Source organism: Chamaesiphon sp. OTE_8_metabat_110 (assembly GCF_031382685.1).
In the GTDB taxonomy this organism is placed as follows: domain Bacteria; phylum Cyanobacteriota; class Cyanobacteriia; order Cyanobacteriales; family Chamaesiphonaceae; genus Chamaesiphon.
Genome location: NZ_JANMZA010000602.1, coordinates 1 through 19997, shown reverse-complemented (window position 1 = coordinate 19997; position 19997 = coordinate 1). Strand labels below are relative to the sequence as shown.

Here is a 19997-nt window from a genome sequence, read left to right as displayed (position 1 = left end):
GCGATTTAACATTTAGCTTGACAAAAATAGCTGGCGATTTATTATATTACCTTAGATGCGATCGATTATATTTTTTTGACGCTCGATCGTCCAGTGTAGCTCGGATGTTTGGGATAATTTTACCTGTGTCAATCCGACTCGATCGATTAGTTCGCGGACTTCAGCGAGTGTCAATGCTGCTTTGAGTGAGTCCTCAAATAACAGTTGTTGCTGCGGATCGTAATTACCACTAAATTTAGTAACTAGCTCATTGACAGCGCGCTCATTTTCCGGTCTAATTAAGTCACGAATTAGGATTGCCCCATCTAATTTAATCAGCCGTTTAATCTCTTGAAATAGTAAATATGGCTCGGGCAGATGATGGACTAAACTATTAGAAATTACCATGTCAAACTCTAGATCGGGATATGGCATCCGTTTGGAGTCTACCCGTTCCAATCTAATCCGCTGAGTTAGTTGCGCCGCTTCTACATTGCGTTGACCGATAATCAGCATCGATTGTGCCAAATCGATGGCTGTAAATAGATATTGGGGACGTTGTTGACACATCAAAATCGGGATGCGTGCAGTGCCAGTACCGATGTCCAAAACTTTGATAGCATGAGGATCGAGCGACATCGCATCTGTCGCAAATGCCGTATTCACAGCGGTAAAATCCATTGCATCATACGCTGTTGCTTCTAGCCAGGTATCCATGACTTCTGGCTCTAAAATTCTGTTCATCGGCTCTAGATGTATGTAATGTGGCAATCTTATCTTAGAAGATGAATGGATACATGCGAACGACCAGAGAAAATCGATCGAGTTTCGATCTAATCACTAGGCAATGGAATAGATTTATCTAATTCAAACACTGTTTCTAGCCATAACTCTCGCGCTTCATTGATATTTTTTAATGTTTCTTCGATCGTTTCTCCTTGAGTCAGACAGCCAGGTAAATCTTTGATCTCCGCAACGTAACCGCCATCTGGATCGATATGAAGTACGATCGGATAATTGAGCTTGAGATAATCTGCCAGCGTTCGTAACTCAACTGCGTTAGTCATTGCTATTTTCCTCTGGTTCTAATTCGACAACCACTGAGTCTAGTTCTAGATCGCTAGCAGTAAGGTTACTATTTAAGTTTAGCAGTTCGATAATCCGCTTCACATAAACTCTTTTGACTTTTTGACCGCTGACTTTTGGAATGACGATCGTTTGTCCATCTGGGTCTGAAAATGTATGATGACTACCCTTGGAACGCTGCTCCGTATATCCAAAAGCCTCAAGAAGATAAAGGACATCTGCAAATCTTACTTCTGGCGGCTGGCGCAGGAATAGCTCTATTAACTTTTCTAGTTTACCCACGATCGAGAAATGCTGTTAATTAGTGTGTTCTATTTTAATCGATCGAGCTACACCGTCTGAACTATGATTTTTAAGATTAACAGATAGACTAAGATTTAATCACAGTCAATCATTCTAATCACAGTTCGGACAATAATGTAGCTCGATTTAATTCGGTCGTGCCACAAATATTGCTAAACGTCTATTAACCCAAGTTGCTAGGTGTTTCGATCGCCAAACGTAGAAACATAAACTCGAATTTCTCGATAAATCGGGTGGATGGTAGTAACGATCGCCCATTGGTAACTTACATTCGGTCAGATCCGTTATGGTTCGATCGGGCGTCATATTCTGGTAGAATTCGGATGGTTTCTACTTAGTGGCATCAATGGCTTCAACTCGCGCACGCATCGCACTTGACGCAATGGGTGGTGATGATGCACCCGCCGCCATCGTCGCGGGGGCGATCCTAGCTCAAACAGAATTAACAGACGTAGACGTCATCTTAGTGGGCGATCCAGTGCAACTTCAGGCTTGTCTCGATCGACATCCCAATGCGCCCAAACTGGAGATCGTGCCTGCTGAAGGGACGATCGAAATGCACGAAGAACCCCTGGGTGCCCTGCGGCGCAAGCCCAAGGCGTCGATTAATGTGTCGATGCAACTGGTCAAAGATGGTCGAGCCGATGCGGTAGTCTCGGCGGGGCATTCTGGCGCGGCGATGGCGGCAGCGTTATTGCGGTTGGGGCGGTTGCGGGGGATCGACAGACCCGCAATTGCGGCAGTATTTCCGACCAATCGTGCGGATAAATCGGTAGTAATTTTGGATGTGGGTGCGAATGTCGATTGTCGTCCCAAATATCTCGAACAATTTGCAGTGATGGGTTCGGTCTACAGTCAATATGTGATGGGTGTAGCAGCGCCTAAAGTGGGTCTACTCAACATTGGTGAGGAAGAGTCCAAAGGTAATGAAGTTGCGGTCAAGGCGCATGAGAGCTTGCAGCAAAACGAGCATATCAATTTTGTGGGTAATGCAGAAGGGCGTGATGTCCTGTCTGGCAATTTTGATGTCATCGTCTGCGATGGGTTTGTGGGCAATATCCTCCTCAAGTTTGCCGAAGCGGTAGGTAATATTGTCGTTCAGATGCTCAAGGAAGAGTTACCGCGCGGTTGGAATGGCAAAGTGGGTACAGCGCTACTAGCACCCAACCTCAAACGGCTTAAAAAGCGCATCGATGCTGCCGAACATGGTGGTGGTTTACTATTAGGAGTAGATGGGGTGTGTATTATCAGTCATGGTAGTTCGGATGCTTTTTCGATCGCCAATGCCATCCGTTCTGCCAAAAGTGCCGTCGATAAAAACGTCATCGCCCAAATTCAATCTTCTACTCGCGATAAAGCGCCACAGCCACAGCCAGAGACAACTGTGGCGACCAGCGATTAATCTAAATTCCCACCCATCCTCTATCTACATGTCATCAAACCACACATTAATGGGAGTTACTTTTATCGGCTGCGGCGCGGCTGCCCCGGAGACAATTGTACTCAATGACGAGCTAGCGCAGGTAGTAGATACTTCTGATGAGTGGATTTCTAGCCGCACGGGGATTCGGCAACGACACATCGGTCACGATCGCGAGTCATTGGCTGGTTTGGCGACTCAGGCGGCACAGCAGGCGTTGGAGATGGCTGGAGTAGCGGCTGAAGATGTCGATCTGATTATATTAGCGACTTCTTCTGCGGAAGATTTATTTGGGAGTGCTTGTCGGATTCAGGCTCAACTCGGGGCAACTAGAGCAGTCGCGTTTGACTTGACTGCTGCTTGTTCGGGATTTGTGTTTGGGGTGGTGACTGCGGCACAATTTTTACGATCGGGTGTGTATCGGAATGTTCTGGTAATTGGTGCCGATTTATTATCGCGGTGGGTGGATTGGCAAGATCGGAATACTTGCGTGTTATTTGGGGACGGTGCGGGTGCCGTGTTAATGCAAGGAACTATTAATCCCGATCGATTGCTAGGATTTGAAATTAGCAGCGATGGCAGTCAAAATTGCTGTCTGAATCTGAGTTTTAAGCCAGAATTACGTGAATTGATTCCTGGGGTAGTACTTACGCAAGGTAAGTATCAATACATCACCATGAATGGTAAGGAAGTCTATCGATTTGCCATCAATCGCGTGCCCGATGCGATCGATAAAGTTATCCACCAAGCTCATCTAACTAGTGCCGATATTGACTGGTTGATTTTGCACCAAGCCAATCAACGCATTATGGATGCCGTTGCCCTGCGGTTACAGATCCCCCCAGAAAAAGTAGTAAGTAATGTGGCTAAATATGGGAATACTTCGGCGGCTTCAATTCCGATCGCACTCAATGAAGCAGTCCGAGCTGGTAAAATTCAAACTGGCGATACGATCGCGACATCCGGCTTTGGGGCGGGTTTGAGTTGGGGTGCGGCGATCTTTAAATGGGGAAATTAAAGAATTAATGGCGTTGCTGAATTGGGGTATGAAGCATAGATTTTGCCCTCACCCCCAACCCCTCTGTCTTGTCGTTTTTTTATTCGGGGGGAACCCTAGACATAAAAACGCCGCTCCCAAGCTTGGGAGCGATTCGCGCTCGTCGGGTTCCCCGACAGTTTAGCGAATCAAGACAGAGGGGAGCCAGAGCCGAAGGATCTGGCGGGGTGAGGGCAAATTATCCATTATTTCAGCAACGCCGAATTAATTTATATTTCAATTTTTTAAAGCATAACTATTATGAAAACTGCATGGGTATTTCCCGGACAAGGCTCACAAGTACTCGGTATGGGTGTAGATTTACTTACGATCGATTCGGCTAAAGCAACATTCGATCGGGCGAGCGTTATATTGGGCTGGTCGGTACTCGATGTTTGTCAAAATGATGAAGTAAAATTGGCAAATACTCGCTATACACAGCCCTCTTTGTATGTCATTGAAAGCATCTTAGTAGACTTACTCAGACAGCGCGGATTGAAACCCGATATCGTGGCTGGGCATAGTTTAGGTGAGTATGTCGCCTTGTATGCGGCTGGCGTATTTGACTTTGAGACGGGACTGGAGCTAGTCAAACGTCGTGCCGAATTGATGGATCTCGCATCGCAAGGCGGCATGACAGCTTTGTTAGGATTCGATCGCGAGCAACTAGAAGCCGCGATCGCCGATACTGAAGATGTAGTTATTGCCAATGATAATAGTACCGCCCAAGTAGTAATCTCGGGTACCGCCGCTGGAATTGCCGCTGTAGTTGCCAAAATTAAAGTCAAACGGGCGATCCCCCTCAATGTCTCGGGGGCGTTTCATTCGCCGATGATGGCGACAGCCGCTGCCGAGTTTGGCAAGCTCCTCGCACCGATCGATTTTCACGATGCCAAAATTCCCGTCCTCTCGAATGTGGCACCAATTCCCACCACCGATGCGCGTAAATTAAAAGCCCAACTCGACAGCCAAATTACTGGTGCGGTACGGTGGCGAGAAATCTCGCTCCAGTTGCCCGAATTGGGCATCGAACGCGCGATCGAGGTCGGGCCAGGAAAAGTATTAGGCGGACTGATTAAGCGCACTTGTGAGTCAATTTCGGTGGCACAGGTGAGCGGGATTTCGGACTTGGAATCGATCGGATAAGGGGTAAAAGGTAAGAGGTAAAAGGTAAGAGGTAAAAGGTAAAAGGTAAAAGGTAATGCAATCATCTCATCCTCTCCCAGTCCCCCCTATCCCCTATCCCCTATTCCCTATCCCCTATTCCCTCTCTAACGACGATTGCGGACTTTTCTAGGTGTTGGGATGGGACTACCGTCTTTATCTAATTTGACTGGCAACGGCTTGCCACCATTAAAATAAGCTTCCATCACCTTGAGTACCATCGGCGCGGCGGTTTTACCGCCCCCACCACCAGTATGTTCGCCAAAAGCCACGACGACGATTTCGGGTTTATCCAGCGGTGCGTAGGAGCCAAACCACACATGATCCGCACCTGGAGGAGCTTCAGCAGTACCACTTTTTCCGGCGGATTTGGGAATTGTCTCCGTATTCATCGCCCCACCAGTACCACCATCGACGACTTCCCGTAAACCTTTACGGAGAGTGGCAATCGTACTGGGTTTAAGATTCAGCGATTCTCGCCATTCGCGTTTGGTGGGATCTTTGATGAGATGTGGTTGAACGTGATAGCCACCATTAGCCGGAACGGCGAACATGCCAGCGACTTGGAGCGGTGTAGCTTGGAGAAAGCCTTGACCGATCGACATATTAATGGTATCGCCGACCGACCACGGCATTTTATAATTCAATTGTTTCCATTTATCGTCAGCGACCAAGCCTTTGGCTTCTTCGGGGAGTTCGATACCAGTGCGCTTGCCGAAGCCATATTTGCGCGTCCAATCGATTAAGGTCGGCCCACCGATCCGCTGTCCGACTTGATAAAAGAAGGTATCGCTACTCCATTTGAGGGCACCAGGAAAGCCTAATGGCCCAAACCCCGCCCGATTCCAATCGCGAAATGTAAAACCGCCGACTGTAATCGAAGGATAAGTTTGGAGGATGGCGTCAGGTTTGAATTTTCCCGACTCTAGTGCGGCGGTCGTCGTAATAATTTTGTAAGTACTCGCAGGTGGAAAAGGTTGTAAGGAGCGATTTACAAACGGATGATCTTGCCCTTGCAACTTCTTCCAGACATCGGGAGAAATCCGCCCCGAGAGTTGATTTGGGTCGAAAGCAGGGCGACTAGCCATCGCCAAAATTTCACCCGTGTGGGGATCCATCGCAACGATCGCGCCTTTATTCTTCCCAATCGCCTCTTCTGCCACTTTTTGTAGCTCTAGATCGAGTGTAGTCGTGACATCTTGCCCTGATTTGGAGACTTTTTGACCCAAAAATTGCTGCAATCGTCCCGCACCGTTGACTTCGACTTGAGTTCCACCCCACTCACCCCGCAATCGCGATTCTAAGGTCGATTCTAGACCCATTTTACCAGTTACATCACCCATCCGGTAGCCATTGGCGCGGTTTTTGGCTAATTCCCGATCGTTCATTTCTCCCGTATAGCCCAAGACGTGCGCCGCCAGTTGACCGCCGGGATAATACCGAACTGATTCGATATCGACATCGATGCCTTCTTTTTCGGCACCATACTCTTGGAGTCTGGTAATCTGGGCTTCGGTCAAATCGCGGACGATCCTGACTCGATTGGTCGAATTTATACTCACCCCAGTTAATTTGGCTTGAATTGTTTCCTCATCGATATTCAAAATCTGGGCGATCTGAGCGCGAGTTGTCAGCCAATTTTCCCGCTTGGTTGCCAGCGGCCAGATAAAAATTGAGTGAGATAATTTATTCCCAGCTAGCAGCCTGCCCTTGCGATCGTAAATATTCCCCCGGACTGGCGGTTTGGCAACAGTTCGGACGCGATTGGTTTCGGCAACTTGACGATTTACCGTTCCTTGGTTTAACTGGAGATAGCTCAACCGCGAACCAATACCACCGAGCAATCCTACCCCGATAATTGTCATCAAGACCCCAGCTTGGTTTCTCTGTCCGACAGTACGTTTTTTGTTGTAAAAACCTGAGATCCCCAGATCGCTGCTGGATAAATCGCCAGATAAATTGTCAGAGAACCGATTCTGCATAAAAGTAAGCTTGGCTTGAGGGGTCGGGTGAGTTGTCAACTGAGTTAGTTGGGATTTTAGCCGATCTCGGTCATTTGTCTGAGTAGGGGATACCGCACTAAAATTGATGATGAGCAAATCTATCGCGTTTCTAATGGCGATCGCCAGTAGTTATCGTCCTAAATCTGGCGCTCTTTTGCCCAAACTGAAGCAAGATTTCGTTTCAGTATGAGATTACCGCGATCGCCAATCCGATCGGTAGCTTATCTTGATAATATTTTCGGAAATCTGTCAAGGTGATTCGAGCAAAATGTCGATCTAGCTCAATTTCCCGACTGACTAAAGCCACGAACGGAAGAGCGTCACGATGGGATCCTAAATTTAGGCGGAATGCGATCGCTGGAACTAGCTGTCATGAAATGGCAGTCGGATGAGCCGAGCGCGCGACTACTAATATTGTGCGCTCGATTTTTGCGCGAAAAATCGATGCTGACTAAAAAGTTTTAGCGATCCACTATCTATTCTTCCTTCGACTGATAGTGGCGACAATCTTGGCACAGACCGTCTGGATTTACCGCGCAGCGGATATAGGGCGATCTGGCATTGTAGCTACAACTCAGATCGCCGATAACATAGCCAACGCCCTCGATGTATTGTTCTTCCGGGTCTCTGGTTATTCGTTTGTAAAACCGCCGATTGGAGCTAGCTTCTGTCACCGTCAGCCGACGACTGCGAGCGCGGAGCCGATGGTTGGATCGCAACCAAAAGCAGACGATCGTTATCAAAATAATCGCACCAATACCTATTAATGTGTGGATCACCCATCGCACCTCAATTCTTAATTAACATGATAACCTGCTAATTTAGGCAGAAAACAGTACTTTTATTAAAAATTGCGAATCCAACCAAATATTTGACTGGATTCGCTCTCGCTCGTCGGGCTTTGTCTGTGAATGTTGCGAGATTTTAGGAGCCGATCGGTATCGATATCGATACCTAAATTACGCCGCTACTTGCTACCAAATGGCTGAAGTAAGCAGTCAAAGTCAGCAGCCCAGAGGTGAGCTTTTTGTGCGCTCTTACTCAGATTTAAATCTGATTTTGCTAACGATCTTTTAAGTACCCGCCAGCAAAATTTGGCACCAGTAAGTCGATCTACTTAAGACGGGAGTGCCAGCGCCAGTGTCTGTCCGCTTTTTGTCGCAAAAATTCGTTCGATCGCGGCTTCGACTACTTTATCGGGAGTAGAAGCTCCAGAGGTAATACCCACGACAATCTTCCCGGCTGGCAGCCAATTTTCGGTAATTTCCAAATCTTTCAATAGTGGTTTATGTTCGATCTGATTATCAGCCAAAATGCGGAATTCGCTATCTATATGATACGAAGGAATCTGATGTTCGATAGAGATTTCTTGGAGGTGAGTGGTGTTAGATGAGTTGTAGCCGCCGATGACTAGCATCAGGTCGATCGGCTCGTCCACTAGCTCGAACATGGCGTCCTGACGCTCTTGGGTGGCATCGCAGATAGTATTGAAGCTTTGGAAGTGGTCGTTTAATTCAGCAGTACTATATTTTTTCATCATCGTCCGCTCGAACAATTTCCCGATCGCTTCAGTTTCGGTTTTGAGCATCGTGGTTTGATTGGCGATTCCTACTTTTTCGAGATCTAAATCTGGGTCGAATCCTACTGAGTAAGCCTGACTAAATTTCTCGAGAAACTCAGCCCGTCGTTGCGATTTTTCTTCCGGCGAGTTGCCATTATTCAAAATATAATCGGCAACATAATTTGCCTGATCCATATTTAAGACAACTAAATATTTGTCGGCAAATGAACTAGTGGCGACAGTCTCTTCATGCTTGTATTGACCGTGAATAATCGAGGTATAATCTCTTTTCTTGTGTTTCTCGATCGTATTCCAGACCTTAGATACCCAGGGACAAGTCGTATCGACGATCGTACAGCCCTTATCGTTTAGCAGTTGCATTTCTTGGACGCTAGCACCAAAAGCAGGGAGAATTACGACGTCGCCCCGATCGATCTTATCGAAATTTTTCGATCCATTTTCAACCTCAATGAAGTTCACTTTCATCTCCCGCAATCGTTGATTGACAGAAGGATTGTGAATGATTTCATTTGTGATCCAAATCTGCTCGGTGGGGAAGTGCTGGCGCGTTTCATAGGCAATCGCTACCGCTCTCTCTACTCCCCAACAAAAGCCAAAAGATTTTGCCAATCGAATCGTGACATCGCCGCGAGTCAGGGTATAGTTGCGATCGCGAATCTCTTTAATTAAATCGCTTTCATATTCTGATTTTAAGACCACCTCTACCTCGGCTTGATGTCCGAATCCTTTGCGGTGGTAGTTTTCTGATTGGTTGAGCGATCTCTTAAATGCTTTGGTATCCATGATGGCGCAGTAAATTAATTGATAATTAATAGTTGATAATTAATAATTACGGATTCGGTAGGGTGAATCGGGCGATGTGTCGCCAAGAGCGATTAATAGCATTATATCGATTGGGGGATAGCGGATCGGTGTTTGTGCTTAAGTTCGATTTGGTTGCGGCAACTTGCGATCGATTGTTATCTTAGATGTAAAGGAGTGTAAAGCAAACGAGTCGCACGGGGTAAGGCATCGATGACAACAGCACTATCAGTACCAGCAACAGCAGGTGGCAACGATCCGACTCGGTTCGATCCGATCGAGTCTTGGTATCCAGTATTTTACATTGAGGATCTAGATAAACTTACACCGACACCATTTACGTTACTCGATCGCGATTTGGTTCTCTGGTGGGACACTCAAGCTCAGGCGTGGCGAGCATTTGACGATCGTTGTCCCCATCGGCTAGCGCGACTCTCAGAAGGGAGAATTGCTGAAGATGGTTTACTCGAATGTCCCTATCACGGTTGGGCATTTACAGGCGCTGGTACTTGCGATCGCATCCCCCAGCAGTTACCCGATGCTAAAGCCGAAACCTCTCGCCGCGCTTGTGTCAAATCCCTACCGACGACTGTCGCGCAAGGCTTGTTATTTATCTATCCCGGCACGCCAAATCTCGCCGCGCAGACACCAGTACCGCTGATGCCAGTACCGATGGTAGATGCCAAGCCGACAGATGGGTGGATCGTCTTAAATACGTTTCGAGACTTACCCTATGATGCGGCAACTTTGCTCGAAAATGTCCTCGATCCGAGCCATTTACCCTACACCCATCACAATAGCGTCGGCAAGCGATCGAATGCTAGTCCGGTAGAGTTGGAAGTAGTATCATCCGATAAATCTGGCTTTACGGGCACTTGGGCGGAGGGGCCGCGAAAGGGTACACTCGGAAGACAGGATACCACCTTCATCGCGCCCTGCCTGATGTGGCACGAACTCACATCCAAGCAGTTTGGCGAGACGATTACGGTAGTTTATGCCACCCCCACGCGCAAAGGTGAGTGTCGGATTTTTGCCAGATTCCCGTTCAAATTTGCTAACAAACTGCCCGCATTCTTTATTAGCGCTACGCCCCAATGGTATTCGCATATCAATAATAATGCGATCCTCGAAGACGACCAAATTTTCCTGCATCACCAAGAGCGCTATCTCGCCCACAGTGGTGGCAGTGAAAATTTTAGTCAAGCATTTTATCTCCCGACAAAAGCCGATCGATTCGTGTTTGAATATCGGCAGTGGTTGAATAATTATCATGCCGATCCCTTTCCGGGGCAAGTTTTCCAGCCACCTTTAGCCACTAAGCAATTGCTCGATCGCTATCACAGTCATACCGAGCATTGTCACAGTTGTCGGACTGCCCACAAAAATATTCAGACAGCCAAGCAAGCGATCGTGGTTATCGCGATTCTCGCTTGGATCGGCACGACAATTATGGCGCTCAGCGGTGGTGAAAATGCCCTCAATTTGGGCTTAGTCGCGATCGGCATAGTCGGAGGTGGTGCGCTAATTTGGTTGGTCTTAAATCGCCTGCAAATCAGGCTGGAGCGAGGAGATCGGATTCCAGCAAGAAATCGTTAGGAATAGAATTAACCTCAAACAGAAACCCGACTTCTTCAACAAAGAAGTCGGGTTTCTATAGAGTGCCTACGACTGAAGTCGTGGCTAGTGATGCAAAGTCCGCCTACGCGGACTAATTTCCCTGAATAGCCAATAAGGTTAACTAATCACTAATGACTAATCACTATTCACTATTCACTCAATAGTAACTGCTTTGACATCAACTGGAGCATCCTCGACAGTTGTTGATGTTGTAGATTTATCCGCTCTAGGATTGTTTGCTTGTAACTTCTCTTTAGCAATTTGCGAAACTTCAGCAATTAATAGCGAGATAATAATCCCATCATCTAACCAACCGATGACAGGGAAAACATCAGGAGAAATATCGATCGGACTTACGAGATAAAGGAGCGATCCAGCTACCACCCACCAGCGATATTTAGGATTGCGTAACAGATCGCGATACCAGTTGTAAATCGATTGGATCGAAAAGTTCATATTGGTCTCCTAAAAGAGCTATTTCTGACTTACTTACTAGTATCGCCTACACTCTTAAACTGTTAAAGGTGTGGAAAACTGAAATTTCTTTCGTGTCGTCCACACCTTTTTAGGCTTTTAGGCTCTAGGCTTGAGGCTTTAGGTGGAAGAGAGGGTTCTGGCTTGTTTAATCATCGCGATGAGGGTTTGATGAGCATCTTCAGAATCCGTTAATTCTCGATCGAATGGAATTCGTAGATTAACGGTTTCACCATCGACTTGCGCGGTAAGATCCATCCCCAACGGATCGATCGCACTCATTGCGGCTGTCTCCGCAGTAGGTGATTTCCCGTAAACTTGAGCGTAGGTAAGCACCGCCGCAGCATGATCGTCGTTCATATGCTTACAGATACGCTCGCTGATGGCTGGAGTAATAGGATCTGCCATAGGATTGTGAATTAAATAGGTAGTAAAATACCTTTCGATCGTACCGCAGATCGCCAGTAAACCTCGACGAATTGCCAAACTAGATCTCAATACTAGCAACTTCGATCGCTAAGTAATTGCCACGCCCGAAGAGAGTGTATTATGTTCGTGTCGAAGATCTTTTAGCACTCGAACGGTTTCAGTCAATTCCACCGTGCTACCGCTCTCCCGCAGTGTGCCAATTGCCTCCTCACATACGGCTATCGCTTCATCATATCGCCCCATCGATCGATAAGTTTGCCCGAGATTGCACAGCAAACCTGGTGGTACCAATGTGCCTCTAGTACTAGCAAGATCGATCGCTTGGCGATAGGTGATAACAGCTCGGGCGTATTCCTGAAGGCAATTGTAGGCGCTCCCAAGATTGGTAAGTGCCCAGATTTCGCGATCGAGATCCGCCAGCTCCTGAAAAATGGCGATCGCTTGGCGGTATTTCGCGATCGCGCGCTGATATTGATGGGCGGTATGATAGCTAGCGCCTAAGTTAGTCAGCGCCACAGCTTCGAGTTCGCGATCTCCCATTGTTTTGGCGTTCTCTAAATGAAATTGCCAGAATGAGGGGTCTTTGTCGTGCATCATCTTGGTAATTTACCTCCAGTACTTGAGTTGTACTGTTGATATTGGGGTAAACACCCGAACTTTATGCGCGATCGCTAATTGTTGGAGTAATGGGATCTGCGATCGTCTGGTGTTAGAGTGGCTAGTAAAAGTGCAGATAGTTCGACCAACTGCAAACAGGCATCTAACTAGAAACTAAGGTGCTTTAAGTCTACTGCCATTTTTGCAGTTGGTCGATCGTTTCCTGATAAGATTTCACAGCGCCTTGTTGTTGATATAATTTTGCGGCTCGTTGCATGTCAGCTATTCCACCAGCTCGATCTTGCAAGTGACCATATTTGAGCAAACCGCGAGCAGCATAAGCTGGAGCAAACTGAGGTTTGAGTCGAAGAGTGCGATTGAAATCGGCTAATGCGCCCTGAATATCTTGGAGTTCGGTATATTTGAGCGCACCGCGAAAGAAGTAGGTATCAGCAAAGTTGGGATCGAGTTGAAGAGTGCGATTGAAATCGGCCAATGCGCCCTGAATATCTTGGAGTTTGATATATTTGAGCATACCGCGAGCAGCATAAGCAAAAGTAAAGTTAGGATCGAGTTGGATGGCGCGATTGAAATCAGCTAATCCGCCCTGATTGTCTTGGAGTCGATCGCGTTTAAGCATACCGCGATTGTAGTAAGCACCAGCAAATTTGGGGTCGAGTTGGATGGCGCGGTTATAATCGGCTAGTTCTCCTTGAATATCCTGAAGTCTCTCGCCTTTGAGCCTACCGCGATAGTTGTAGATAACAGCATAGTTGGGAGCGAGTTGGATAGCCCGATTGTAGTCGGCTAGACTACCCCGATAATCTTGTTTTCCAAATTTCTGCCCTGCTAGCGCGATATAGTCATCGGCTGTTGGTGCGGTATTTTGCGGAATGGCTGCGACTTTCTCGCCTAGATCCACGCCCATTTTGCTAGCAACTGTCGCGAAGCGGTTGATTGGGATGCCGAGATTAAATCCAGTTTTAGCACCACTATCATCTTGGTCGCCCCTGCCGTGAATGGCGACTAGTTCTCCCTCACTATTGAGTACCGCGCCACCACTCATGCCTGGAAGAGTGCTGTTACTATAAATTAACGAGTAGCCATTCTCTAAGACTTTGGTACTATTGGCTGAGACTTTACCTTCCCTAAATACAAAAATAGCCTCATTAATCGCCCTACTCGTCCTTGGAAATCCGCCGACGTAGAGATCCATTCCCGATTTGAGCAGGTTACAATTTCCGAGTTTGGCGGTGGGATATTTCGTTGTCGATTTAAATTTGACTACTGCCAGATCGATACTACCTGGAGATGAGCGAATCGAGCTACTGATGACATCGTACTTGCGATCGTCGGATGTCGTAATTTGATAGCTGGTTTTGTTCCTCACTACGTGAGCGGCAGTAAGGACTGTATAAATATCGCCTTGCCGTTGGAGAATGACTCCCGAGCCGACACTATCGGGTGCGGTAATCAGGACGGTAATTGCTTTAGCTGTCTCGCCAATCTCGACTGAGGACTTGGCAGCGGCAATCGTCTGGACGAGGGGAATCGTAGCGGCAATGCCGATTAGTCCTGCCCACAGGGAGATTCTGGGTAACATGGGGATATAAATTGAAAGAGGGGAAAGGGGTTTTGATGGCACGAGCGATTGATGTTTTAAGCTATTTCCCCAAAATGGCAGGAGAGCCATGTAATTTATCGATAATTTATCGATAATTTATCGATCTCGATCGAGTGACTGGATTTCATAACACACTCGATCGTACTGCAAACAGCAACGATCGAGTTACTTAGACTAACGTTTAGACTCGTTCATCTGTTGCCGCCAGCGTTTTAGCCGAACGCTCGACTGTCGATATAGTTCGGTATCATCCTGCTGCTCGGCGAGTTTAGCCGCTATTTCGAGATCGGTAATCGCCCCGGCGAAATCCTTGAGTGTATAGTATCTAAAATCGCCACGTTTGAAGTAAGTAGACGCATTATTCGGATCGATCTCGATCGATCGATTGAAGTCAGTCATGGCACCTGGACGATCGTTAGTAACTATTTTCAAGAAGGCACGATAGCTGTAGTAAGTAGCCTCATTAGGATCGATTTTAATCGCCCGGTTGTAGTCAGCCAAGCCAGCATTCGCATCCATATTTTTGACTTTCAACCTGCCGCGATAGGCATAAGCCGGAGCATATTTGGGGCTGAGTTCGTTCGCGGAGCGTTCCTGTAGGGAAATCGCCAGATCGTAGTCAGCCATTGCACCAGAGAGATCTTGCAATTTGTTGGCTTTCAAATTCCCGCGATTGCTATAGGCTTCGCCATAGTTGGCATCGAGTTGGATGGCACGATTGTAGTCTGCCAGTCCGCCCTCGAAATCCTGAATTTTTACTTTGAGTACGCCGCGATAATTGTAAGCGGGCGAACTATTAGGTTGGAGTTGGATGACGCGATCGTATTCGGCTAATGCGCCCCGATAGTCGCGGTTACGATACTTTTGAGCGGCTGATGCTAAGTAATCATCTGCTTTGGGTGCGGTAGTTGGTGGGGGCGCAGCGGCTACCGACTTGCTCAAGGGGACGCCCATACTACTGGCAATCGCGACAAATCGATCGATCGGAATCCCGACATTAAAGCCAGTTTTACTACCAAATGTATTATCGCTAAGTCGTTCGCGATCGCCCCTACCATGAATGGCAACCAGTTCGCCGTTGGTATTCAATACCGCTCCACCACTCATCCCTGGTAGAGTGTCGTTACTATATACCAGCGAATAACCTGCCTCGAAAGTTTGATTACTATTGGCAGAAACTTTACCTTCCCTAAACATGAATACCGATTTAGTTAGTACTTGGGTGGCGGCGGGAAATCCAGCGACATATAGCTCCATCCCCGATTTGAGCCGCTGAGAACTGCCCAGTTTGGCGGTGGGATATTTGGCATTTGCTTTGAATTTGACGATCGCCAGATCGACACTTCCCGGTGCAGGTTTAATCGAGCTGCTAATCACTGAGTACTGGCGATCGTCTGAGGTGGTAATTTTGTAGGCTACTTTATTTCTGACTACGTGAGCGGCGGTGAGGACGGTGTAGGTATCGCCTTGCTGTTGCAGGATTACCCCCGAACCGACACTCTGCGGCTCGCTAATGGCAACAGTAATTGCCCTAGCTGTATCGCCAATTTCAACTGAAGTTTTGGCAAGCGCGCTCGTTTGGATGAGCGGAATTGTCGCCCAAATCCCGATGATCCCTACCCAAGCCGAAATTTTATGTGACATAAGCTCTAATTAGTTCCCAATCGACGTGCCGACTGTGGTAATGGTATTAATATTAATCCAAATCTACACCAGTGCTGCTGGGCGCTCGACTCGATCGCAACTCTGATGCGGGTTCGGATAACGGCTAACATATGAAAGTGTGCAACATTTAGCCGATCGCATGAATAGTAACTCTCATCCCCTCCAACGATTATTAAATTATGGACGAAACTATCGCGGACAAACTTGGCAAGCCGCAATTTGGTCGGTCTTTAATAAACTTTGCGATGTTGCTCCAGAAATTTTAATCGGGATTGCTGTTGATGTTGTCGTCAAAAAGCAAGATTCATTCCTAGCTTCGCGAGGGATTCAGAATGTCGAGCAGCAGCTAATAATTTTGACGATTATTACCGTTGTCGTTTGGGTATTAGAATCTGTGTCTCAATATATATATACCAATCTCTGGCGCAATCTCTCCCAAAAAATCCAGCACAATCTCCGGCTCGATGCTTATGGACACATCCAACAGTTAGAACTAGCATATTTTGAAAATCAAAGTACTGGTAATCTGATGGGAATCCTCGGCGATGACATCAATCAGCTCGAAAGATTTTTGGATGTCGGGGCAAATGAAATCATTCAAGTAGTTACGAATGCGATCGTCATTGGCGGCGTATTTTTTATCCTCGCACCGTCACTCGCTTGGTGGTCGATCGTGCCGATTCCGATTATTATTATCGGCTCGATTTGGTTTCAAAAGAAACTCGCACCTTATTATGCCAACATTCGTGAAAAAGTTGGCTTATTAAACGGGCGACTGGCGAATAATCTCGGCGGGATTACCACCATCAAAAGTTTTACTACTGAGGCTTACGAACTCGATCGAGTCCGTGCTGATAGCGAAGCCTATCGTCAGAGCAATCGACGCGCGATCGCCGTGAGCGCGGCATTTGTGCCGTTAATTCGGATGGCAGTTCTGTTTAGCTTTACGATGACGCTATTACTCGGTGGTATTGCGGCTGTAAACGGTCGATTAGAAGTAGGTACTTATAGTATTCTGGTCTATCTTACTCAACGCTTATTATGGCCGCTAACGCGCTTAGGTGAGACATTAGATCTCTATCAACGCGGGATGGCTTCGACTAATCGAGTGCTGGATTTACTCGATACCCCGATCGCGATCGATTCAGGTAGTTTATCTCTTCCACATGTACGCGGTGAAATAGAGTTAAAAAATATCACTTTTGCCTATCCAGATCGATCGACTGTTGTCAAAGAATTGTCGCTAAAAATTCCTGCCGGACAAACAATTGCGATCGTCGGTGCCACAGGTTCGGGCAAAAGTACCTTAGTAAAACTCTTATTGCGATTATATGAAATTAAATCGGGAGAGATAACTTTAGATGGGGTTAATATTCAAGATCTACAACTAGCTGACTTGCGGAGATCGATCGGTTTAGTCAGTCAGGATGTGTTTTTATTCCACGGATCTGTCCGCGAAAATGTTGCATATGGTAGTCCCGATGCAACTTTAGCTGAAGTAATTGCTGCTGCCAAAATTGCTGAAGCTGACGAATTTATCGACTTATTACCTGAAGGCTACGACACAATTGTCGGCGAACGCGGACAAAAACTATCCGGCGGACAACGCCAACGCATTGCCATCGCGCGAGCGGTATTAAAGAACCCACCGATCTTAATTCTCGATGAAGCCACATCCGCTGTCGATAATGAAACCGAAGCCGCAATTCAAAGATCTTTAGATAAAATCACCCTCGATCGAACTACAATTGCGATCGCGCATCGTTTATCAACCATCCGCAATGCCCACTGCATCTATGTCATGGAACGCGGACAATTAATCGAAGCCGGTACCCATGATGAGTTAATAACTCTCGATCGGATCTATGCTGGACTCTGGAATATCCAACAAAATGCCAAAGTTGCCGCTTGAAACTAGGCGCACTCTGGTACTCTACGGCATAAATCTAGTTACTATTTTGAGGAGACTGGGGGACTGGGAGCAAGAAATGATGTACTTACTTGCGCCGCTCAATACTAGCTTACCAAAATTGAACTGCTCAAATATGACATGTGGGTACTGTCTCGATCGAGACAGTACCCACATTCCAGCTACTACTGATAGTCTGGCACAGCTTCAGCCGCATCTCTCTTCGAGCCAAGCAAATCGAGACTATCAACCTTAATCACCGGGCGCGAGCGCTCGGTACCCGTCGCCTTATCAGTCCAAGTTTCGACTTCTAACGAGCCTTTAATGCCAATTTGACTGCCTTTTTTGGCATAGTTTCTGGCGATTTCCGCCGTTTTACCCCAGATCTTCAGATTGAACCAGTCAGGCTGATCTTGATTCTTGCTCCGACGATTGACAGCGAGGGTGAGCGTACAGAGCTGAGTGCCAGATTCAAAATATTTCATCTCTGGATCGCCACCAACTCTCCCAACCAAATGAACGGCATTAATACTCATAGTCAATCTAGTAGTTATGTACCTTATTTTACCTTGAAATGGCGATCGATGGATTCCGAGTTATGGCGGATTCTAGACTCTCCTTGAAACCCAGATCCCCGACTTCTCAAAAGAAGTCGGGGATCTGTAAAGCTGATGACATGGCAACAGCTACAGCAATCCCCTTCAATTTGGAAAAATGTAGGGTGTGTTATCCCGCAGGGTAACGCACCAAAAACAGCGCGCCTCACCAATTTAGGATTACTATCTTTAATTTACGAGCGACTTTTTCCAATTCAGCGATGGAGAGAGATTATACTAACTAAAGATACTATCAAAGAACTCGATCGATTCGAGTAACGAGGCGATGAAAGTATCGATTTCCGCTTTAGTATTATAGAAATACAAACTCGCCCGCGCCGTAGATTGAGCCTTGATAAAGCGGTGCAACGGTTGAGTGCAATGATGTCCGGCACGGATGGCAATTCCCGCTTGATCTAACATCGTCGAAAGATCGTGAGGATGAACATCACCAGACGTAAATGACGCTAATGCAGCCCGATCTTTGGGGGGTTTGGGGCCATAGATTTTTACTTGAGGAATCTGCATTAATTTCTCAAATAAATAGGTATTTAATTCAACTTCATAATCATGAATTTTATCCATGCCAATATTAGTTAAATAATCTACCGCCGCCCCTAATGCGATCGCTTCAGCAATAGCCGGAGTACCAGCTTCAAACTTGTGAGGTAAGTCTGCATAAGTCGAATTTTCCAGGAATACATCAGCAATCATTTCACCACCACCTAAGAACGGCGGCATCGATCGCATTAAATTCAGCTTACCATATAAGAAGCCAATCCCAGTCGGGCCGCACATTTTGTGTCCCGATACCGCCAGCCAATCACAATCCATATCCTGCACATCTAACGGCATATGTGGCGCACTTTGGCAAGCATCAATTAATACTTTTGCGCCATATTGATGTGCTAGTCCGATAATATCTTTGACAGGATTGATACAACCTAAAGTATTAGAAACATGGACGATCGATACTAGTTTTGTTTTATCATTTACTAGTGATTGATAATGTCCAAAATCAAACTCTTCTTCTGGCGTGAGTTGAACGAACTTTAACCGCGCACCTGTTTTTTGAGCTACTAATTGCCACGGAATTAGATTACTATGATGCTCCATTACCGAGAGAATAATTTCATCACCGCGCTGAAGATTGCTCAATCCCCAACTATAAGCAACTAAGTTAATCGCTTCAGTCGCATTGCGGGTATAAATAATCTCTTGCGACGTAGCTGCATTAACGAATTTAGCAATCTTTTCTCTGGCACCTTCATAAGCATCTGTGGCTTCAGCACTGAGGGTATGTACGCCGCGATGGACGTTGGAATTGTAGTGGCTATAATAGTGTTCTAGTGCGTGAATAACAGCATGAGGCTTATGGGAAGTCGCCGCATTATCTAGATAGACTAATGGTTTGCCATGAACTTCACGGTGAAGAATCGGGAAGTCTGCTCGAACTGTATCTTCAATAGTTAAAGTTTTAGTCTGAAGATAATTCATATCGCTGGTATTTCCTGTAAGGTTGTGGATCGGTCGTAGAATCGGACTTTTTCTAGTCATTGCTTGCCAATGTTTAGCTAGCTTTAAATGCTTTTACTGCTGCGGCTAGTTTTTGGCGGACTGAAGCGACGGGGATGCGATCGATAATCTCTACAGCAAAAGCGTTAATTAGTAATATCTTAGCTGTTTCGACATCTAAACCCCGGCTCTGGAGA

Annotated in this window: 18 protein-coding genes; 5 read left to right on the top strand and 13 right to left on the bottom strand. The window is 46.6% G+C overall.

All coding sequences use genetic code 11. The features are described from left to right. Positions 1 to 51 precede the first annotated feature (51 nt). The 3 genes from RMO52_RS21765 to RMO52_RS21755 form a co-directional block, all read right to left on the bottom strand. On the bottom strand, positions 52 to 723 hold the full coding sequence (locus tag RMO52_RS21765) for a class I SAM-dependent methyltransferase (RefSeq protein ID WP_310418489.1): 672 nt from the start codon (positions 721 to 723) through the stop codon (positions 52 to 54). Positions 724 to 812: 89 nt separating this feature from the next. Continuing rightward, on the bottom strand, positions 813 to 1046 hold the full coding sequence (locus RMO52_RS21760; RefSeq protein WP_310418486.1) for a type II toxin-antitoxin system HicB family antitoxin: 234 nt from the start codon (positions 1044 to 1046) through the stop codon (positions 813 to 815). Further along, positions 1039 to 1347 (bottom strand): type II toxin-antitoxin system HicA family toxin, encoded by a 309-nt coding sequence (locus tag RMO52_RS21755; protein ID WP_310418482.1) that lies wholly within the window; start codon positions 1345 to 1347, stop codon positions 1039 to 1041. The genes RMO52_RS21760 and RMO52_RS21755 overlap by 8 nt, the downstream gene beginning before the upstream one ends. 367 nt (positions 1348 to 1714) lie before the next feature. Here RMO52_RS21755 and plsX point away from each other — a divergent pair, with 367 nt between their 5' ends. The 3 genes from plsX to fabD all read left to right on the top strand — a co-directional run bounded on the left by plsX (position 1715) and on the right by fabD (position 4970). Beyond that, positions 1715 to 2770: a phosphate acyltransferase PlsX gene (plsX, locus tag RMO52_RS21750; RefSeq protein WP_310418479.1), complete on the top strand. Its 1056-nt coding sequence runs from the start codon at positions 1715 to 1717 to the stop codon at positions 2768 to 2770. A gap of 49 nt (positions 2771 to 2819) precedes the next feature. Beyond that, the gene (locus RMO52_RS21745) at positions 2820 to 3806 is read left to right on the top strand and encodes a beta-ketoacyl-ACP synthase III (RefSeq protein ID WP_310418476.1); all 987 of its coding nucleotides are present in this window, start codon (positions 2820 to 2822) and stop codon (positions 3804 to 3806) included. 276 nt (positions 3807 to 4082) lie between these two features. After that, on the top strand, positions 4083 to 4970 hold the full coding sequence (fabD, locus tag RMO52_RS21740; RefSeq protein ID WP_396135072.1) for an ACP S-malonyltransferase: 888 nt from the start codon (positions 4083 to 4085) through the stop codon (positions 4968 to 4970). 125 nt (positions 4971 to 5095) lie between these two features. Here fabD and mrdA read toward each other — a convergent pair whose 3' ends face one another. The 3 genes from mrdA to RMO52_RS21725 form a co-directional block, all read right to left on the bottom strand. Then, on the bottom strand, positions 5096 to 6970 hold the full coding sequence (gene mrdA / locus RMO52_RS21735) for a penicillin-binding protein 2 (protein ID WP_310418473.1): 1875 nt from the start codon (positions 6968 to 6970) through the stop codon (positions 5096 to 5098). Between the two features lie 497 nt (positions 6971 to 7467). Further along, positions 7468 to 7770 carry a DUF6464 family protein gene (locus tag RMO52_RS21730; protein ID WP_309743626.1) on the bottom strand — a complete coding sequence of 101 codons (303 nt, stop codon included), beginning with the start codon at positions 7768 to 7770 and terminating at the stop codon, positions 7468 to 7470. 338 nt (positions 7771 to 8108) lie between these two features. After that, positions 8109 to 9356 (bottom strand): 4-hydroxy-3-methylbut-2-enyl diphosphate reductase, encoded by a 1248-nt coding sequence (locus tag RMO52_RS21725; protein WP_310418470.1) that lies wholly within the window; start codon positions 9354 to 9356, stop codon positions 8109 to 8111. Positions 9357 to 9587: 231 nt separating this feature from the next. Between RMO52_RS21725 and RMO52_RS21720 the strand changes: the two genes are divergently transcribed. After that, positions 9588 to 10970, top strand: coding sequence for a Rieske 2Fe-2S domain-containing protein (locus RMO52_RS21720; protein WP_310418468.1), 1383 nt, complete (start codon positions 9588 to 9590; stop codon positions 10968 to 10970). A 174-nt stretch (positions 10971 to 11144) separates the two neighbouring features. On the opposite strand, the gene RMO52_RS21715 is transcribed toward RMO52_RS21720, so the two are convergent. The 5 genes from RMO52_RS21715 to RMO52_RS21695 all read right to left on the bottom strand — a co-directional run bounded on the left by RMO52_RS21715 (position 11145) and on the right by RMO52_RS21695 (position 15759). Then, positions 11145 to 11447 carry a YkvA family protein gene (locus RMO52_RS21715; protein ID WP_310418466.1) on the bottom strand — a complete coding sequence of 101 codons (303 nt, stop codon included), beginning with the start codon at positions 11445 to 11447 and terminating at the stop codon, positions 11145 to 11147. 138 nt (positions 11448 to 11585) lie between these two features. Continuing rightward, entirely contained in the window at positions 11586 to 11873 is a 288-nt protein-coding gene (locus tag RMO52_RS21710) for a DUF2470 domain-containing protein (RefSeq protein WP_309738217.1), read from the bottom strand. Between the two features lie 108 nt (positions 11874 to 11981). Further along, on the bottom strand, positions 11982 to 12491 hold the full coding sequence (locus tag RMO52_RS21705) for a tetratricopeptide repeat protein (protein WP_310418464.1): 510 nt from the start codon (positions 12489 to 12491) through the stop codon (positions 11982 to 11984). A gap of 190 nt (positions 12492 to 12681) precedes the next feature. Then, positions 12682 to 14094, bottom strand: a complete 1413-nt coding sequence (locus RMO52_RS21700; protein ID WP_310418462.1) for a trypsin-like peptidase domain-containing protein — start codon at positions 14092 to 14094, stop codon at positions 12682 to 12684. Between the two features lie 195 nt (positions 14095 to 14289). After that, positions 14290 to 15759 (bottom strand): trypsin-like peptidase domain-containing protein, encoded by a 1470-nt coding sequence (locus RMO52_RS21695; protein WP_310418459.1) that lies wholly within the window; start codon positions 15757 to 15759, stop codon positions 14290 to 14292. Positions 15760 to 15919: 160 nt separating this feature from the next. Between RMO52_RS21695 and RMO52_RS21690 the strand changes: the two genes are divergently transcribed. Then, entirely contained in the window at positions 15920 to 17692 is a 1773-nt protein-coding gene (locus RMO52_RS21690; RefSeq protein ID WP_310418457.1) for an ABC transporter ATP-binding protein, read from the top strand. Between the two features lie 182 nt (positions 17693 to 17874). Here RMO52_RS21690 and RMO52_RS21685 read toward each other — a convergent pair whose 3' ends face one another. After that, positions 17875 to 18225 carry a single-stranded DNA-binding protein gene (locus RMO52_RS21685; protein ID WP_309738220.1) on the bottom strand — a complete coding sequence of 117 codons (351 nt, stop codon included), beginning with the start codon at positions 18223 to 18225 and terminating at the stop codon, positions 17875 to 17877. A gap of 297 nt (positions 18226 to 18522) precedes the next feature. Further along, the gene (locus RMO52_RS21680; RefSeq protein ID WP_310418492.1) at positions 18523 to 19782 is read right to left on the bottom strand and encodes a SufS family cysteine desulfurase; all 1260 of its coding nucleotides are present in this window, start codon (positions 19780 to 19782) and stop codon (positions 18523 to 18525) included. Between the last annotated feature and the right edge of the window lie 215 nt (positions 19783 to 19997).

Bases quoted from the DNA above. Each gene is read 5' to 3' on its own strand.
- RMO52_RS21765 (WP_310418489.1), bottom strand. From the start codon at position 723: ATGAACAGAATTTTAGAGCCAGAAGTCATGGATACCTGGCTAGAAGCA.
- RMO52_RS21700 (WP_310418462.1), bottom strand. From the start codon at position 14,094: ATGTTACCCAGAATCTCCCTGTGGGCAGGACTAATCGGCATTGCCGCT.
- RMO52_RS21725 (WP_310418470.1), bottom strand. From the start codon at position 9,356: ATGGATACCAAAGCATTTAAGAGATCGCTCAACCAATCAGAAAACTAC.
- RMO52_RS21715 (WP_310418466.1), bottom strand. From the start codon at position 11,447: ATGAACTTTTCGATCCAATCGATTTACAACTGGTATCGCGATCTGTTA.
- RMO52_RS21680 (WP_310418492.1), bottom strand. From the start codon at position 19,782: ATGAATTATCTTCAGACTAAAACTTTAACTATTGAAGATACAGTTCGA.
- RMO52_RS21690 (WP_310418457.1), top strand. From the start codon at position 15,920: ATGAATAGTAACTCTCATCCCCTCCAACGATTATTAAATTATGGACGA.
- mrdA (WP_310418473.1), bottom strand. From the start codon at position 6,970: ATGCAGAATCGGTTCTCTGACAATTTATCTGGCGATTTATCCAGCAGC.
- RMO52_RS21745 (WP_310418476.1), top strand. From the start codon at position 2,820: ATGGGAGTTACTTTTATCGGCTGCGGCGCGGCTGCCCCGGAGACAATT.
- RMO52_RS21705 (WP_310418464.1), bottom strand. From the start codon at position 12,491: ATGATGCACGACAAAGACCCCTCATTCTGGCAATTTCATTTAGAGAAC.
- RMO52_RS21720 (WP_310418468.1), top strand. From the start codon at position 9,588: ATGACAACAGCACTATCAGTACCAGCAACAGCAGGTGGCAACGATCCG.
- plsX (WP_310418479.1), top strand. From the start codon at position 1,715: ATGGCTTCAACTCGCGCACGCATCGCACTTGACGCAATGGGTGGTGAT.
- RMO52_RS21685 (WP_309738220.1), bottom strand. From the start codon at position 18,225: ATGAGTATTAATGCCGTTCATTTGGTTGGGAGAGTTGGTGGCGATCCA.
- RMO52_RS21710 (WP_309738217.1), bottom strand. From the start codon at position 11,873: ATGGCAGATCCTATTACTCCAGCCATCAGCGAGCGTATCTGTAAGCAT.
- RMO52_RS21760 (WP_310418486.1), bottom strand. From the start codon at position 1,046: ATGACTAACGCAGTTGAGTTACGAACGCTGGCAGATTATCTCAAGCTC.
- RMO52_RS21695 (WP_310418459.1), bottom strand. From the start codon at position 15,759: ATGTCACATAAAATTTCGGCTTGGGTAGGGATCATCGGGATTTGGGCG.